Origin of the sequence: Streptomyces sp. NPDC101110 (genome assembly GCF_044759525.1) — a bacterium.
Lineage (GTDB): Bacteria > Actinomycetota > Actinomycetes > Streptomycetales > Streptomycetaceae > Streptomyces.
In genome coordinates this window covers 56934-74176 of sequence record NZ_JBIVZM010000022.1, presented here as the reverse complement: position 1 = coordinate 74176, position 17243 = coordinate 56934, and the positions used below count along the sequence as shown (strand labels likewise).

The following is a 17243-nucleotide window of genomic DNA, read 5'->3' as shown; positions in this document are numbered from 1 at the left end:
GTTGACTTCTTGTCAAAAAGCCCTGGTCGCAGTCGTCATGCACGAAACCGCGCGATGGCTTGTTCCCTGTCCCTGACCTGTGCAAAGGTGTGCCCTGTCGGCGTGCCCCCTCACGCCTTTCTTTCGTATGCGCGAGGCCGCCGGCCGGCATACCCCTTGGTATGGACTTTATTCCGTATGTCCTTGAGAGGAATGCAGCCGTGAAAGACGCAGGCCCGTCGAATTCCCCGGCCTCGGCCCGCGGGTTCGGTGCGACGGACGAGCAACTGAGCGCGGAGCTCAGGAAGTGGACCGGGGCGACCCCCGCACTCCACCCCGTCGGCGAACTGCTGGACCGGCACTGGGAGGCGGCCTTCGCGTACGCCCGGCTGTGCACCGACGGCCCGCGCTCCGCGGGCATGCTCACCACTGCGGCCTTCACCCGGCTCTTCGGCGAGACCCTCCGGCAGAACGGCCCGACCTCCGCGTGGCGGCCCCATCTGCTGCTCACCGTGCGGCGCATCGCGGCCGAGTGGGCGGGCGACCACCGCTGCGACATGCTCCACCCCGAGCTGCTCGCCGGGACCGGCGAGGGGGAGCGGCCCGCCTCCCGTCTGCTGCCGTCGCGGCACCGGCGCCTGCTGTCCGGGGCCTTCCAGCGGCTGCCCCAGTCCGCGCGGTGCCTGCTGTGGCACGTCGAGGTCGAGGCCGAACCGCTGGCGTCCCCGGCCGGACTGCTCGGCCTGGACGAGGAGGGCGCGCGCGTCGAACTGGGCCGGGCCCGGGACCGGTTGCGCGAGGAGAGCCTCCAGCTCCATCGCGAACTCGCCCCCGACGAGGAGTGCCGGCGTTATCTGCGTCTGCTCGACGTGACGTACCGGCGCGGCGGTCTCGACATCGACCCCGATCTACGCGCGCATATCGAGGGGTGCGGACACTGCAGCGTCGCAGCGGACCAGCTCGACCAGTTCAACCACGGTCTCGGCGTCGCCCTGTCGGAGGCGGTGCTGGGCTGGGGCGGGCGGGGGTATGCGCAGGCCCGTCTGAGCGATGCGGGCGAGAGTGCCGCGGAGCGCGGGCGACCCGGTGGAGCGGCCGGTGCGGCCGCCGCCGAGGCTCCGGCCGTCGCGGCGCGCGCACTGTTCCCGGACCCGGTGGCCCTGGCACGCGAGGTCTTCCCGGACCCGGACCCGCTGGCGTACGAGATCATTCCGGACCCGGCGAGTGCGCCGCGCGGGGCTTCCCCCGGACCGGCGCGTGCGTCGCGTGAGGCTTCTCCCGGGCCCGCCGGTGCGGCGGGTGAGGCCTTCTCGGGGCCGGCACGTGGGGTGCGTGAGACCTTTCCGGGGCAGACGGGCGCAGCGCGTGAGACCCTCGCGGGCCCGGCCGGTCCCGCGCCCCGGGGCTTCCAGGACCCGGTTCGTGCGGCGCGCGAGACGTTCCCCGGCCCGACCGCGGAGGCGCGCGAGACGTTCCCCGGCCCGACCGCGGAGGCGCACGAGGCATTCCCCGGGGCGACCGCTGCCGCACGTGACGCCTTGCGGGGCCCGGACGGCTCGGCTCCTTCGGCCTTCCCCGCCCACGACCGGGTCACCGGTGCCCACGACCCGGTCACCGGTGCGGCCCGTGAGGTCTTCGCGGACCCGGTCGCCCTCGCCGGGGCGGTCGGGGAGTCGTTCACCGATCCGGGCGGACCCGCGGCCGCACCGCCGTTCCCGCCCATGGCCGAGGGTGCTCCACCTGCCCCGGCACCGGCCGGTACCGCAGCACCCGCGCCCCCACGCCACCGGCCCGAAGGCGCGCGCACGGCAGCCCGGAGAGCCGCCCACAGGGCGGCCCGCCGCGCGGCCCGGCGGCGCAACCTCACCGCGGGCATCCTGACCGTCAGCGGCCTCGTCGTCCTGCCCCTGGTCCTGTGGTCCACCGGCGACTCCGGCGACAACGCCCCGGCCGGCGCGGACCGGCCGGCCGGGGAGGCACCCGACTCCGACGCGGGCGACGCGACCACCGACCCGTCCCGGACCGGCGCGGGCGACGCACAGCAGGGCGCCCTGCGAGGCCGGCTGCACAACGTCGCCTCGGACCTGTGCGTCGGCATCGAGGGCGAGAAGGCGGTCCAGGGCGGGGAGGCCGAGCTCACCACCTGCTCCGCGGACGCCGCTCAGCAGTGGACGTACGAGACCGACGGGCTGCTGCGCAACGCAGCCGCCCCCGACCTGTGCCTCGACTCGCGGCTCGGCTACTCCGTGCGGCTTGCTCCCTGCGCGGGCCCCTCCCGGCCGGATCCGAAGAACATCCGCTACGACTTCACCCTCCAGGGCGCCCTGGTGCCCCGCTGGGACCAGGACCTCGCCCTGGCTCCTGCCGCCACCGACGGCTCGGGGGCCCTGGTCGTCAAGGCGCGCAGGGACGACGAGGTCCAGCGCTGGGTGATCGACACCGCCAAGGCCGACCTCCAGATGCAGGCCGTCAACTGGAACGCCGCCCGACCGGCCGCGCGCGCCACACCCACGCCGTCCGCCGGTCCCACGCCGTCGAAGACGCCCGGGACCGCACCGGCCCCGTCCCCGACCACCTCGGCCCCGCGGCCGGCACCGAGCAGCCCGCCCGCCACCGAGCCGCCCTGCGACCGTTTCGGCTACTACTGCGACTCGGACGGCCGGTACGGCAACCCGGACTACGGCTACCCCGGCTACGGCTACGGCGGCCATGGAGGAGGCGGCCGCCGCTGACCCGCTACGCGCTCAGGTGCCGACGACGGTCAGCGACAGCCACAGGGCGGCCACGGCCGACACCAGCGCGGCCGGTACCGCGAGCAACCCGAGCCGGGTGAACTCGCCGAGCCCGACCCGTTGCCCGTCCTGCTGGACGATCCGCCGCCACAGCAGGGTCGCCAGCGACCCGGCGTAGGTCAGGTTGGGGCCGATGTTCACGCCGAGCAGCACCGCCAGTACGGCACCGGGGCCGGACCCGGCGGTCAGGGGCAGCAGCACCAGCACGGCGGGCAGGTTGTTGATGAGGTTCGCCAGCACCGCGGCCAGCACGGCCACGCCCAGCAGCGTGAGCAGCCCCGATCCGCCGGGCAGGACGCGGTGCAACGCGTCGGCGAGCCCGTGGTCGACGACCGCGCGCACGACGACGCCGAGCGCGAGCACGAACGCCAGGAACGCCGGGGCCGCGGACCGCACCACCGTGAGCGGCGTGGCCCGCCGCCGTGCCAAGGCCCGCCCGGCCAGCACCAGCGCACCGGCCAGAGCGGCCCACGCCGGCGCGATGCCCGCCGCGGACGCCACGACGAACCCGGCCAGGGTGCAGCCGACCGTGACGAGGGCGAACAGCGGGAGCGGTTCGGGACGCGGCGCCGGGTCGGGGGAGGGCGCGGGGGCCGTGAGTTCCTCGTCGAAGAAGCGCCGGAACACCAGGTACTCGGCGGCGATGGCGACCAGCCAGGGCAGTGCCATGAGCGCCGCGAAACGGGTGAAGCTCAGGCCGCTCGCGGCGAAGGCCAGCAGATTGGTCAGGTTGGAGACCGGAAGCAGCAGCGAGGCGGTGTTCGACAGATGGGCGCACGCGTACAGGTGCGGCCGTGCCCGGACGCCCATGCGGGTGGCGGTGGCGAGCACCACAGGGGTCAGCAGGACGACGGTGGCGTCCAGACTGAGCACGGCCGTGATCACGGACGCCAGGGCGAACACCGCGGTCAGCAGGCGTGTGGGGCGCCCCGCAGCCCAGCGGGCCATCCACGCCCCGCAGGCCGTGAAGAGCCCTTCGACGTCGCAGAAGTGGGCCAGCACCAGCACGGCGGCCAGGAAGCCGACCACGGGCCCGAGCCGCTGGATCTCCTCCCAGGCGTGGTCCGGCGAGATCACCCCGAGGGCGATGGCGAGACCTGCGGCGGGCACCGCGAGCACGGCCTCGGGCAGGCCCTTCGGGCGTGCGACGGCCCAGACGAGGACGGTGGCCAGCAGCGTCACGGACAGGACTTCGGCGAGCGGGGTGTTCAGGGCGGCGTCCTCCGGAGCGTGATCTGGCCGTGCCCGCCCATGAAAGCAGGCGTTGGTAAGAGAGCAGCCGTCGGCCTGTCCCGTTCCGGGGCCGCGCCCGATGGCGGACCCCGACGAGGGCGCCGTGGGCACGTCCCGCTCACGGGCCCGTCCCCGAGCGCGGACCCCTGCGAGGGCGCCGTGGGCCTGTCCCGCTCACGGGCCCGTCCCCGAGCGCGGGCCCCTGCGAGGGCGCCGTGGGCGTGTCCGGCTCACGGGCCCGTCCCCGATTGTGGACACGGGCAGGGGCTGCCTCCTGCTCGGGACGGGCGCTCGCCGGATCGGGAACGTGCGTTCAGATCTCTTCGTCGAAGACGGCCAGCTCGGCCCAGATCGTCTTGCCCTCGCCGGTGTGCCTGCTGCCCCACCGCTGGGTGAGCTGGGCGACCAGGAGCAGGCCGCGGCCGCCCTCGTCCCAGGTCTTGGCCCGGCGCAGGTGCGGCGCCGTGTGGTTGGTGTCGGACACCTCACAGATCAGCGTGGCCGCGTCATGGATCAGCCGGAGCCGGATGGGCGGTGCGCCGTAGCGGATGGCGTTGGTGACCAGCTCGCTCACCACCAGCTCGGCGGTGAACGTGGCCTCGAGCAGCCCCCAGCGCTCCAACTGGTCGACGACCTGCTTGCGGATGGGGGCCACCAGTGCCGGGTCGGCCGGGATGTCCCAGGTGGCGACCTGGGCGGACGGCAGGCCGCGGGTGCGGGCCAGCAGCAGGGCCACGTCGTCGCTGGAGCCGCCCGGCGGGAGCAGGGTGTTCAGCACACGGTCGCAGGTCTCGTCCAGGGAGCCGGCGGGCGCCGACAGCGCCTCGCGGAGCATCCGGCCGCTCGCGTCGACGTCGCGCTCCCGGCTCACGAGCAGCCCGTCCGTGTGGAAGGCGAGGACGCTGCCCTCCCGCAGTTCCACCTCGGCGGCCTCGAACGGCAGCCCTCCCACCCCCAGCGGGGGCCCCGAGGGCAGGTCGAGCTGGTGCGCCGGGCCGTCCGGCGGCACCAGCAGAGGCAGGGGGTGTCCGGCCCGGGCCAGGGCGCAGCGCCGGGACACCGGGTCGTACACCGCGTACAGACAGGTCGCGCCCACCTCGCCGGTGCCGTCGTCCCCGCCGGACTCCTCGGACAGCCGGACGACCAGGTCGTCGAGGTGGGTGAGCAGCTCGTCGGGGGCCAGGTCGATGTCGGCGAGAGTGCGGACGGCGGTGCGCAGCCGGCCCATGGTGGCGGAGGCCTGGATGCCGTGGCCTACGACGTCACCGACGATCATGGCGACCCGCATCCCCGACAGCGGGATCACGTCGAACCAGTCGCCGCCCACGCCGGAGCGCGTGGCCGGCAGGTAGCGGGAGGCGGCCTCCACCGCCGCCGTGTGCGGCAGGGTGCGGGGCAGCAGGCTGCGCTGAAGGGTGAGGGTCGTCTCGCGCTCGCGGGAGTAGCGGCGCGCGTTGTCGATGCAGACGGCGGCCCGGGCCGTGACCTCCTCGGCCAGCAGCACGTCATCGGGGGTGAACGCCTCGGGCCGGCGGAAGCGGGTGAAGACCGCCACGCCGAGGGTCGTGCCCCGGGCCTGCAGCGGCACGGACATCGTGGAGTGGATGCCGTACTCCTGGACCCGCTGGAAGCGTACGGGGTCCCAGGCGAGCCAGCGTTCGAGGTCGCCGGAGGCGCCCGAGGCCACGACCGTGTGCCCCGCCATCAGGGAGGCGGCCTGCGGGGAGTTCTCCGGGTAGACGTCCACCTGTCCGGGCTTGGCGACGGCCTCGGGGCTGCCCCTGTTGACCGACTGGTGGGCGCACCGGCGCAGGCTCAGCGGCGGGACCGGCGGCCCGGCGGACTCGCCGCCGTACTCCCGGGGGTCGAGCAGGTCGACGCTGACGAAGTCGGCGAGCGTCGGCACGCACACGTCCGCCAGCTCCTGGGCCGTGCGGGTGACGTCGAGCGTGGTGCCGATGCGCACGCTCGCCTCGTTGACCAGCAGCAGCCGTTCCCGCGAGCGGTACTGGTCGGAGAAGTCGTGGGCCGTCACGCACACGCCGCGCACCTGGCCGGCGCCGTCGGTGAGCGGTGCCATCCTGGCCAGCCAGGCGTGGGCCCCCCGGCTCTCACCGGTCGCCTTCATGTACGTCTGCATCTCCTGCCGCTTGCCGGTGCCGAGCACCCGGCGCAGATACTCCTCGAGCTCGACGTTCTGCGGCCGGCTGCCGATGTCGGTGGGCTTCAGACCCAGCATCCGGGCGGCGGGCAGCCCCAGGAGGTCCGCCATGGCGTCGTTGAGGCCGCGCAGCCGCAGCCCCTCGTCGAAGATCATCGTGGCGCAGGGCGACTGCGTCAGGGCCATGCGCACCAGCGGATCGTCCGGCAACCCCTGGCCGCCGGCCTCCGGCGGGGACACCGCGAGCCAGTCGGTCGCCTCCGGTCCGTCGGGCGGCCTGCGGTGGGCGAGCACCCAGACGGACACCGGGTGGCCGTCACGGTGGCGCAAGGTGAGCGTGCCGCTCCAGCGGGAATCGCCCGCCACGGAGGGCGGCTCCGCGCCGTCGGCCAGCAGCGTGGCGGCCGGGCGGCCCACGACCTCGGCGGCCGTGTGGCCCAGCAGACGGCGGGCGCCCTCGCTCCACTCGGTGAGCGTGCCGTCGGCGGCGATGACGGCACGGGCGGCCACGCCGTCGTCGAACGCCTCGTCCGGGCTCATCGTCGCGACTCCATACGGACACTCACAGTGAACAGGGAAGTCAGTTGAGTTCCAGCGTAGTCCGTAGGCGCCCGGCGTGGACGGGTAACCCCGCTGCCGCCTCCCCGGCCGGGGTGAGGCGCACATCCGGACGAAGTGATCGCCGGCTCAGAAGGGTGCTGACGCACCCTTGACGATCGCCCATGACGGGTCGACAGAATCTGTTTGTTCACGATCAGTTGTGAGTACTTTTGGGCCCTGATGAGGGAGAGTCTCCATGTCGGTCATGCGCAGATCCTTCTTGCTCGCCTCCGCGGCCGCGCCCGCGGCCGGAGCGCTGCCCGGCGCCCCGGAGGCGTGGGCCGACGGGGAGGCGCGCGGCACGTCCGGCCGCCGGACGGTCGCACTCCGTGACGGCTGGCGCTTCGCGCTGGTGAACCCCGGCGGCATCACCGACCCGACCGGCGCCCACGCCGACGCCCACCTCCCCGGATACGACGACTCCGGATGGCGCGAGACGGCCGTCCCCCACGACTGGAGCATCGAGCAGACCCCCACCACCGAACACGGCACCACCAGCGGCACCGGCTTTCTGCCCGGCGGCCTCGGCTGGTACCGCCTGTCCTTCACCCTCCCGCCGGCCCTCACCGGCCGGCGTGTCTCGGTGGAGTTCGACGGCGTCTACATGGACTCCACCGTCTACTGCAACGGCACGGAGGCCGGCCGCCACCCCTACGGCTACACCGGCTTCGCCCTCGACCTCACCGACCTGGTGCACACCGACGGCACCACCGGGAACGTGATCGCTGTCGAGGTCCGCAACCGGCTCCCCAGCAGCCGCTGGTACTCGGGCAGCGGCATCTACCGCGAGGCCCGCCTGGTGGTCACCGAGCCGGTGCACGTGGCCCGCTGGGGCACTCGCGTCACCACGCCCGAGATCTCCGCCGAGCGCGGCGTGGTCCGGGTCGCCACCTCCGTGGTCAACGCCTCCGGCGAGGCCGCGGACGTCGAGGTCGTCTCCCGCGTCACCGACCGCAAGGGCCGCACGGTCGCCCGTACCTCCTCCACCGCCCCCGTCACCGGCGAGCACACCGAGACCCACGAACTCACCGTCCGGCGGCCCGGCCTGTGGGACTTCGCGACACCGCACCGCTACACCCTGCACACCGAACTGCGCGTCGGCGGCAGGACCACCGACACCTACCGCACGGTCTTCGGCTTCCGCACCTTCCGCTTCGATCCTGACGAGGGCTTCTTCCTCAACGGCACCCACCACAAGATCAAGGGCGTCGACCTCCACCACGACCTCGGCGCGCTGGGCGCCGCCGTCAGCGTCGACGCCGTACGCCGGCAGCTGGAGATCATGCGCTCCATGGGTGTCAACGCCCTGCGCACCTCCCACAACCCGCCCGCGCCCGAGGTGATCCGGGTCTGCGAGGAGCTGGGCGTCGTCATGCTGGTGGAGGCGTTCGACTGCTGGCGGACCGGGAAGAACCCGTACGACTACGGGCGCTTCTTCGACGAGTGGTGCGAGCGGGATGCCACGGAGATGGTACTCGCGGCCCGCAACTCGCCCGCCGTGCTGGCCTGGTCCATCGGCAACGAGGTCCCCGACTCCACCACGACCGCCGGCCTCGCCATGGCCGACCGGATCATCGGGGCGATCAGGGCCGCCGACGACACCCGCCCGCTGGTCATCGGCTCCGACAAGTACCGCCGCCTGCCCGCAAAGGGCTCCGCCGCCGACCTGATGCTGGCCCGACTGGACGGCCTCGGCCTCAACTACAACACCGCCAAGTCCGTGGACCAGTTGCACGCGGCCTACCCGCACCTGTTCCTCTTCGAGTCCGAGTCCTCCTCGGAGACCTCCACCCGCGGCGCCTACCAGGAGCCCGAGCACCTCAACACCGGTGAGAACCACACCCCGGGCAGACGCGCGACCTCCTCCTACGACAACAACCTCGCCTCCTGGACGATGAGCGGCGAGTACGGCCACAAGAAGGACCGGGACCGGAAGTGGTTCGCCGGGCAGTTCCTCTGGTCGGGCATCGACTACATCGGCGAACCCACGCCCTACGACGTCTTCCCGGTGAAGGCCTCCTTCTTCGGCGCGGTCGACACCGCGGGCTTCCCGAAGGACATGTACCACCTCTTCCGCAGCCAGTGGACCAGCGAACCGATGGTCCATCTGCTGCCGATGACCTGGAACCACGGGAAGGGTGACACGGTCGAGGTCTGGGCCTACGCCAACGTCGAGACGGTCGAGCTGTACCTCAACGGCCAGTCCCTCGGCGTACGGCGGTTCGACACCAAGAGGACCGTCGACGGCCGCACCTACCTGGAGACGACCGAGGCCACCGGCGACGACAAGACGTTCACCGACGGCCCCTACCCCGGCAGCTACACCAGCCCCAACGGCAGCGCCGGCAAGCTCCACCTGACCTGGCGGGTGCCCTTCGCGCCGGGCGAGCTGAAGGCCGTCGCACGGCGGGGCGGCAAGGTGGTCGCCACCGATGTGCTGCGCACCGCCGAAGACCCGCACGCGATACGCCTCACCGCGGACCGCGCGTCCGTCGCCGCGGACGGCCGCTCGCTGGTCTTCGTGACCGCGGAGGTCGTCGACCGGCACGGCGTGGTGGTGCCCGGTGCGGAGCACCTGCTGTCCTTCGCCGTGACGGGCGGCTCCCTCGCCGGACTCGACAACGGCCGGCAGGAGAGCGCCGAGCGCTACCAGGCGAGCACCCGCACCGCCTTCCACGGCAAGGCCCTCGCCATCGTCCGGTCCGGCACGAAGGCCGGCACGGTGACGGTGACCGCCCGTGCCGAGGGCCTGCGCACCGGCACGGCGACCGTACGGGCCACCCGGGCCGATGACCGGGCCGAGACGGCCCCGGCGGCCTTCCGTCCCGGGCACCCGACCCCCGCCGGCCACCCGCACGCGGACGCGAGCTACTCCGGACACCCGGACACCCTGCCCGCCGCCATGCTCGCCGGCGACCCGGCCACCGGCTGGTCCAACGGCTTCTTCAAACAGGCCACGCCCCTGCTGCCGGCCTTCGACGGGGCGCGGGCCGAGGACTGGGTCTCGGTCGACCACGGGCGCCCCCGCGGCTTCGACCGGGTGGACGTCTCCTTCACCGTGGACGCCAGGCACAGTCTGCCCGCGGCGATCGAGGTGGCGGTCTGGGACGGCCGTGCGTGGCAGGCGGCGCGGGACACCGGGATCGGCTGGGCGACCGCCTCCGACGCACCCACCGTGATCACGTTCAAGGCCCTGCGGGGCTCGCGGGTCCGGCTCACCCTCACGAGCCGCCACCCCGGCGAGCCCCGGGGGGCGATCCGCATCAGCCGCCTGGACACCCCGGCCGCCTGAAGCCCGGCGGCCACGGTCCGGCCGGGAAGGGCGCGAACAGCCGGTCTCGTCCGGACCGTTGACGGGGCGTCACATCTGCCACAACCATGGCCTGCATCCGCATCTGGGAGCGCTCCCACGCCGAGCGCCACCCGCACCTCCGACGAGGAGCCCGGACGTGAAACGACGCAGAACCGCCCTGCTGTCCCTGACGGCCCTGCTGGTGACCGCGCTCACCGCGCTTCCGTCGGCGCCCGCCGGGGCCGACGAGGTCGAGCAGGTCAGGAACGGCACCTTCGACACCGGCACCACTCCGTGGTGGACGACCGCCAACGTCACCGCGGGGCTGTCCGACGGCCGGCTCTGCGCCGACGTCCCCGGCGGCACCGCCAACCGCTGGGACGCCGCCGTCGGGCAGAACGACATCACCCTCGTGAAGGGCGAGTCGTACCGCTTCTCCTTCAGCGCGACCGGGACGCCCGCCGGGCACCTGGTGCGGGCGATCGTGGGCCTGTCGGTGTCGCCCTACGACACCTACCACGAGGTGACACCGCAGCTCAGCGTCTCCGGCGACCGCTACTCCTACACCTTCACCTCGCCCGTCGACACCGCGCAGGGCCAGGTCGGCTTCCAGCTCGGCGGCAGCCCGGACCCCTGGCGCTTCTGCATGGACGACGTCTCGCTGCTCGGCGGCGTGACGCCGGAACCGTACGAGCCCGACACCGGCCCCCGGGTGCGCGTCAACCAGGTCGGCTATCTCCCGGCCGGCCCGAAGAACGCCACCCTCGTCACCGACGCCACGGCCGGGCTGCCCTGGCAGCTGAAGAACTCCGGCGGGACGGTCGTCGCCAAGGGCACGACCCGGCCGCGCGGAGTCGACGTCTCCTCCGGGCAGAACGTCCACTCCGTCGACTTCGGCGCCTACCGCACCAAGGGCACGGGCTTCACGCTCGTCGCCGACGGCGAGACCAGCCGGCCCTTCGACATCGACGCGAGGGCCTACGAACGGCTCCGTCTCGACTCGGCGAAGTACTACTACACCCAGCGCAGCGGCATCGCGATACGCGACGACCTGCGGCCCGGCTACGGCCGCCCGGCCGGTCACCTGGGCGTCGCCCCCAACAAGGGCGACACCGCCGTGCCCTGTCAGCCCGGCGTGTGCGACTACACCCTCGACGTCGGCGGCGGCTGGTACGACGCCGGCGACCACGGCAAGTACGTCGTCAACGGCGGCATCTCCACCTGGGAGCTGCTCAGCACCTACGAACGCGCCCGGCACGCCCGCACAGGGCAGGCGGACAAACTGCGCGACGGCACGCTCGCCATCCCGGAGAGCGGCAACAAGGTCCCGGACATCCTCGACGAGGCCCGCTGGGAGCTGGATTTCCTGCTGAGGATGCAGGTACCCGACGGCAGGCCGCTGGCCGGCATGGCCCACCACAAGATGCACGACGAGCAGTGGACCGGCCTTCCGCTGCTGCCGAGCGACGACCCACAGAAGCGCGAACTGCACCCGCCGTCCACCGCCGCCACGCTGAACCTGGCCGCCACGGCCGCACAGGCCGCCCGTCTGTACCGCCCCTACGACAGGACGTTCGCCGGCAAGGCCCTGGCCGCGGCCCGCAAGGCCTGGGCGGCCGCGCTCGCGCACCCCGACCGCCTCGCCTCCGAGAGCGACGGCGTCGGCGGCGGTGCGTACGCGGACGGCGACGTCACCGACGACTTCTACTGGGCGGCGGCCGAGCTGTTCCTGTCCACCGGGGAGAAGCGGTTCGAGGAGTACGTCCTGAAGTCCCCGGTCCACACGGCCGACCTCTTCAAGCCCATCGGATTCGACTGGGCCCGCACCGGCGCGGCGGGGCGGCTCGACCTCGCGACCGTGCCGAACAAGCTGCCCGGCCGGGACGCGGTGCGCCAGTCCGTCGTCAAGGGCGCCGACCGCTACCTGGCCACCCTCGGGGCACACCCGTACGGCATGCCGTACGCACCCGACGGCAACACCTACGACTGGGGCTCCAGCCACCAGGTCCTCAACAACGCCGTCGTCCTCGCCACCGCGTACGACCTCACCGGCTCCCCGAAGTACCGGGACGGCGCGCTGCAGAGCATGGACTACATCCTGGGCCGCAACGCGCTGAACATCTCCTACGTCACCGGCTACGGCGAGGTCAGCGCACAGAACCAGCACAGCCGCTGGTACGCCCACCAGCTCGACCCCGCTCAGCCCAACCCGCCGAAGGGCACCCTCGCGGGCGGACCGAACAGCAGCATCCAGGACCCCTACGCACAGAGCAGACTCCAGGGCTGCGTCGGCCAGTTCTGCTACATCGACGACATCCAGTCCTGGTCGACCAACGAGCACACGATCAACTGGAACGCCGCCCTGACCCGCATGGCCTCCTTCGTGGCGGACCAGGCGTAGCCCAGGGCAGGAGCCGGGCAGCCGCCGCGTGCCGGGGGAGTCCCGCCAGGAGGACGCCTCCGGCACGCGCGCGTAGCCTGGTGTCATGCCAGCGGTGCGGGTCGACGGCATCGAGGTCGCGTACGACCGGGTGGGCCAGGGTCCGCCCCTCGTGCTCGCGCACGGCGCCACCGCGGACGCCCGGCTGTTCCGCCCCCAGGCCGAGGACCTGGCCGACGAGTTCACGGTCATCGCCTGGGACGAGCCGGGCGCGGGCCGCTCCTCCGACGTCCCCGCTCCCTTCACCCTGGCCGACTACGCCCGCTGTCTGGCGGCCGTCATCGAGGACGTCGACCTCGGCCCCGCCCACGTCCTGGGCGCCTCCTGGGGCGGGACCGTCGTGCTGGAGCTCTACCGGCGCCACGCCGAGCTCGTCCGGACGCTGCTCCTCGTCGACACCTACGCGGGCTGGAAGGGGTCACTCCCGGCGGCGGAGGTGCGGTCCCGGGCCGAGGGGGCGGAGCGCATGCTCGCGGTCCCGGCCGAGGCGTTCGCACCCACCATGCCGGGACTGTTCGCGGGGCCGCCACCCGCCGAAGCGGTCCGTCTGCTGTCCGTGATGTCGGCCGACACCCGCGCCCAGAGCATGCGGACCGAGCTCACGATCATGGTCGAGGCGGACCTGCGGGACCTGCTGCCGAAGATCGAGGTGCCGACGCTCCTGCTGTGGGGCGAGCTCGACGCCCGTTCACCCGTGGAGCCCGTCGCCCACCAGTTCCTCGCCGCGGTTCCGCGGGCCACGCTGGTCGTCCTGCCGGGGATCGGGCACCTCAGCAACCTCGAGGCTCCGGAGCCGTTCAACCGGACCGTCCGGGAGTTCTGCCGCGCGCACTCCTGACCGGTCGCCCGGTCCCGCCGCCCCGTCCCGAGGCGCTCACGCAGCCGCCCCGGGCAGATGGGCGAGCTTGTCCGGGTTGGCCACGACGTAGATGCCGCGCACCCGGTCGCCCTGCGGGGTGAGGTCCAGAACCAGGACGGCGAAGGGCGCGTCACCGTCGAACAGCACCGCGGCGTCGTCGCCGTTGACCCGCCGGTAGTGCCAGACCGGCTGGTCCGGGCCGCCCCGCCCGGAGGTGAGCAGCCGGGCCACCTTGTCCCGGCCGTGCACCGGGCGCAGACCGGCCCGCCTGCGCTTGCCGCCCGCGTCGGTCCACGCCGTGACGTCCGGCGCCAGCACCTCCATCAGCTCGGCGATGTCCCCGCCGAGCGCCGCCCGCACGAACCGCTCGGTCGCCTCCCGCCGCACCCGCGGATGCGCCTCGTACCGCGGTCGCCGGGCGTGCACGTGCTCCCGGACCCGGCGCGCCAACTGGCGTACCGCGGCGGGGGAGCGGTCGATGATCTCCGCGATCTCGGCATGCGGGTAGCCGAACACCTCACCCAGTACGAACACGGCCCGTTCCAGCGGGGTGAGCGACTCCAGGACCACCAGCATCGCCAGCGACACCGACTCGGAACGCAGGGCCGGGCCCTCGGCGGTCTCGGCGCCCTCCGCGGCGACCAGCGGCTCGGGCAGCCACGGGCCGACGTACGTCTCCTGCCGGCGGCTGATCACGGCCCGGCGGCGCAGCGCGTGGTTGACCGCCACCCGCACGAGATAGGCGCGCGGGTTGCCGACCCCGGCCAGGGGAGCACCCCCGCCACGGGCCGTCCAGGACAGCCACGTCTCCTGCAGTACGTCCTCGGTGTCGGCGACACTGCCGAGCACGTTGTAGACGACGCCGAACAGCAGCTCGCGGTGGTCGACGAACACCCCGGTCGCCGCGTCGAGCGGGGCATCGTCGAGCGGGGCATCGGTACGGGGTGCGGAGTCGGTACGGGGTGTGGGGATCTCGGTCATGCGGGGGCCTCCCTCGGGCGCGCTCACCACTGCGAGCCGGACAGGGCCCCGAAATATGACACCTCGCGCACCGATGTGACCCACCTCTCAGCCTGGGCGCCCGCCCCGGTGCCGCCGGTACCGTCAGGGGTCCTCCCTGACCTGGGGATATTTACGCGCCAGTACCCGAGCGGTACCGTGAGGGCATGCCAGCTCTCAACGTGGAGTTCAGCGACCGCGAACTTGAGGACCTCAGGCAGATCGCCAAGGAGCGCGGTACGTCCATGAAGGCGCTCGTGCGGGAAGCGGCCGCGGCCGACATCGCCCGTCACCGGGCCCTGCAGGAGGGCGCGGAGGCCTTCCGCCGGTTCTTCGCCACCCACGCCGACGAGTTCGCCGCGGCCTTCCCCGACGACGAACCGCCCGCCAAGGGCGAAGGGCGGGCCGCCTGACCCATGGCGCCCGCGATTCACATCGACGTGCCCTGGCTGCTGCAGCGCCATGAAGAGGTGCTGCCGGACCAGCCCACCGTCAACGACTTCTCCGCGCTGGTCGCCGCCGTGGCCCGGCACCGCGTCGACCCGCCGCGCCTCGGGGTGAACTCCGACCCGGCCTGGCGGGCCGCCGCGCTGCTGCACACGATCACCGTGCTCCGGCCGCTGCCCTCGGCCAACGCCCGCTTCGCCTGCGCGACCGCCGTGGCGTACATGTTCGTCAGCGGCGTGGGCATCGACCCGCCCTACGGCGCGCTCGTCGACCTCGCCCGCGACCTGCTGTCCGGTGCCACCGACGTCTACGGCGCGGCTGACCGGCTGCGCTCCTGGCAGATCTGAGGAACCGGGCCGGATGCCCGATTCACACAGGCCGCAGGGAAATGTCGAATACAGGTGCGAGTGGCGCGCATACGTTCCCCGTTTCTGACTTTCTGTCAATGGTGGGGATGTTGTCCGGGCGCCTTGTTGGCCGTGTGGGGGTTGTGCAAGAGTGAAACGCGCGTGCGGGGGGAATGGCCGGGTGTCGCACGTGCTTTGTGGACCGCGTCCGATTCACCGTCGGTGAATTCGCACCTCCCGCGCCGCGCCAAAAAAGGTACGCACCAACCGGGCCTCCTTTTTCGGCGCCAGGTCTTCTGTGTGTCACATGCGTGGGAAGGAACCATCTCAGTGCCCACCCCCCACCCCCCTCGTCCCCCGTATCCCCCGCCCGGCGGGGATCCGGGGGAATCCGATGAATCACTCGCCGCACCGCTGAGAGGCAGTCCGGAGGGCGAGGTCGCCGCCCATTCCGTCGCACTGCTGATGGCGCGGCACTACCAGCCGGTTCACGACTACGCGGTCATCTGCCTCGCCTCGTCGGCGCAGGTCGCCGAGATGGTGACCGGGACCGCCTTCCACCGGACCCTCAATCGCCTCGCCTTCGGCGAGTCCGCCGTGGCGCTGCGCCCGGCCCTTCTGGTGACCGTGCGCGACACGATCCGGGAGTGGTCCGGCGACGATCGAATATCAGCCGTTCTGCCCGCATTGCAGAAACCGGCAGGCGGGCGCGGGCTGCGCGCGGCGACCTCCATGACGCCCGAGAATCGAACCCTCGCGGAGCGGGCATTCCAGGCACTTCCCGCGGGCGCGCGCTGTTTGCTCTGGCACGTCGAGGTCGAGGCAGATCCTTTAAGCGTCCCGGCCGGCCTGCTGGGCATGGACACGGACATCGCCGCGGCGACCCTCGAACAGGCGCGGGACAAATTCCGTGAAGGCTGTGTACGCGCCCATCGCGAACTCGCGCCGACCCACGATTGCCGGTTCTACAACCGCCTCCTCGACGTCCCGATCCGCCGGGGAGGCGCACTGCTGCCGGACGTCCAGCAGCATCTGGACGAGTGCCGGTACTGCCGGCACGCGGCGGAACAACTCAGCCACTTCGAGGGCCCGCTGGGGCAGTTGATCGCCGAGGCGGTGCTCGGCTGGGGCGCTCGCCGCTACCTCGACTCGCGCCCGGGACGGGCCTCGCACGGCACCCGGGGCGCTCGCGCGGGCCGGCGCGGCGGCGGCCGGCGGGGCGGCGGACGGCACGGGCTGCTGTCCCGGCTCCCCGTGCCCGCCCGCCGGGAGACGCTGCGCACCCCGCGCGCGCTGCTCTCGGGCGTCGGCGCGGTCTCGGCCGGGGTACTGGCGACGGTGCTCATCATCAGCGCGTCCTCCTACGACGGGGGGCAGGCCGACCCGGCCGGCTCCAACAGCGCCGCCGGCGGCGAGGGCTCCACCTCGGCGACGCCACCGGGCACCGCCGGTCTCCCGGCGGCCCAGGGGGTGACACGGCTGCGCAACACCGGCGCCGGCCTGTGCCTGGACATCCGGGACCTGCCGAAGGAGGGCTCGGGCACGAAGCTGGCGCAGTGCTCGACGGTGTGGACCCAGCAGTGGACGTACGAGGACGACGGACTGCTGCGCAGCGTCGCCGACCCGGGGCTGTGCCTGGACTCCCACAAGGACGCCGGTGTCGTGGTCCTCGGCACCTGCGCCGACGAGGATGCCGAGCGGGGCGACGACGTGCGCTACGACCTCACCGCGCAGGGGGAGTTGCTGCCCCGCTGGGACGAGCGACTGGCCCTCACCCCGGCCGACGACGACCCGGACGCCGACCTCGTCGTCAAGGTCCGCGACCGCTCCTCCGACGCCCAGCGCTGGCAGCTGGAGCGGCTGCCGGCGACGGAGGGCTCCCTGTCGATCGAGGAGCAGGACGAGCCGGCCGCCCGGCAGGTGACCGTGTCCGAGGGCCGCACCCCGTGACGAGGGCTTGCGGGCACTGAGCGGGGGGGGGCGGCGCCCCCCCCCCCCCGCCCCCCCCCCCCCCAACCCCCCCCCCCCCGCGGGGCCCCGGCCGCCCCCCCCCGCCCCGCCCCCCCCCCGCCCGGGCCCCGGGCCCCGGGGCGG

At 73.3% G+C, this 17243-nt stretch carries 10 protein-coding genes; 7 read left to right on the top strand and 3 right to left on the bottom strand.

What is annotated here, in order from left to right:
* The first annotated feature begins 200 nt into the window (after window positions 1-200).
* On the top strand, window positions 201-2711 hold the full coding sequence (locus tag ACIQU3_RS35555; RefSeq protein WP_403929771.1) for a ricin-type beta-trefoil lectin domain protein: 2511 nt from the start codon (window positions 201-203) through the stop codon (window positions 2709-2711).
* Window positions 2712-2723: 12 nt separating this feature from the next.
* Here ACIQU3_RS35555 and ACIQU3_RS35550 read toward each other — a convergent pair whose 3' ends face one another.
* Together ACIQU3_RS35550 and ACIQU3_RS35545 are read right to left on the bottom strand one after the other, a co-directional pair.
* Entirely contained in the window at window positions 2724-3983 is a 1260-nt protein-coding gene (locus ACIQU3_RS35550; protein WP_403743495.1) for an SLC13 family permease, read from the bottom strand.
* A gap of 334 nt (window positions 3984-4317) precedes the next feature.
* Window positions 4318-6705: a SpoIIE family protein phosphatase gene (locus ACIQU3_RS35545; RefSeq protein ID WP_403743431.1), complete on the bottom strand. Its 2388-nt coding sequence runs from the start codon at window positions 6703-6705 to the stop codon at window positions 4318-4320.
* 256 nt (window positions 6706-6961) lie between these two features.
* On the opposite strand from ACIQU3_RS35545, the gene ACIQU3_RS35540 reads away from it, so the two are divergent.
* The 3 genes from ACIQU3_RS35540 (at window position 6962) to ACIQU3_RS35530 (ending at window position 13335) form a co-directional block, all read left to right on the top strand.
* Window positions 6962-10057, top strand: a complete 3096-nt coding sequence (locus ACIQU3_RS35540; RefSeq protein ID WP_403929768.1) for a glycoside hydrolase family 2 TIM barrel-domain containing protein — start codon at window positions 6962-6964, stop codon at window positions 10055-10057.
* A gap of 157 nt (window positions 10058-10214) precedes the next feature.
* Window positions 10215-12458, top strand: coding sequence for a glycoside hydrolase family 9 protein (locus ACIQU3_RS35535; RefSeq protein WP_403929765.1), 2244 nt, complete (start codon window positions 10215-10217; stop codon window positions 12456-12458).
* Window positions 12459-12543: 85 nt separating this feature from the next.
* Entirely contained in the window at window positions 12544-13335 is a 792-nt protein-coding gene (locus ACIQU3_RS35530; protein WP_403743425.1) for an alpha/beta fold hydrolase, read from the top strand.
* A 36-nt stretch (window positions 13336-13371) separates the two neighbouring features.
* On the opposite strand, the gene ACIQU3_RS35525 is transcribed toward ACIQU3_RS35530, so the two are convergent.
* On the bottom strand, window positions 13372-14337 hold the full coding sequence (locus tag ACIQU3_RS35525; RefSeq protein ID WP_403743423.1) for a sigma-70 family RNA polymerase sigma factor: 966 nt from the start codon (window positions 14335-14337) through the stop codon (window positions 13372-13374).
* A 185-nt stretch (window positions 14338-14522) separates the two neighbouring features.
* On the opposite strand from ACIQU3_RS35525, the gene ACIQU3_RS35520 reads away from it, so the two are divergent.
* From ACIQU3_RS35520 to ACIQU3_RS35510, 3 genes are all read left to right on the top strand, one after another.
* Window positions 14523-14768 (top strand): hypothetical protein, encoded by a 246-nt coding sequence (locus ACIQU3_RS35520; RefSeq protein ID WP_030845137.1) that lies wholly within the window; start codon window positions 14523-14525, stop codon window positions 14766-14768.
* A gap of 3 nt (window positions 14769-14771) precedes the next feature.
* Window positions 14772-15149, top strand: a complete 378-nt coding sequence (locus ACIQU3_RS35515) for a toxin Doc (RefSeq protein WP_403743417.1) — start codon at window positions 14772-14774, stop codon at window positions 15147-15149.
* Window positions 15150-15479: 330 nt separating this feature from the next.
* Window positions 15480-17099: an RICIN domain-containing protein gene (locus ACIQU3_RS35510; protein WP_403929762.1), complete on the top strand. Its 1620-nt coding sequence runs from the start codon at window positions 15480-15482 to the stop codon at window positions 17097-17099.
* Window positions 17100-17243: the final 144 nt, after the last annotated feature.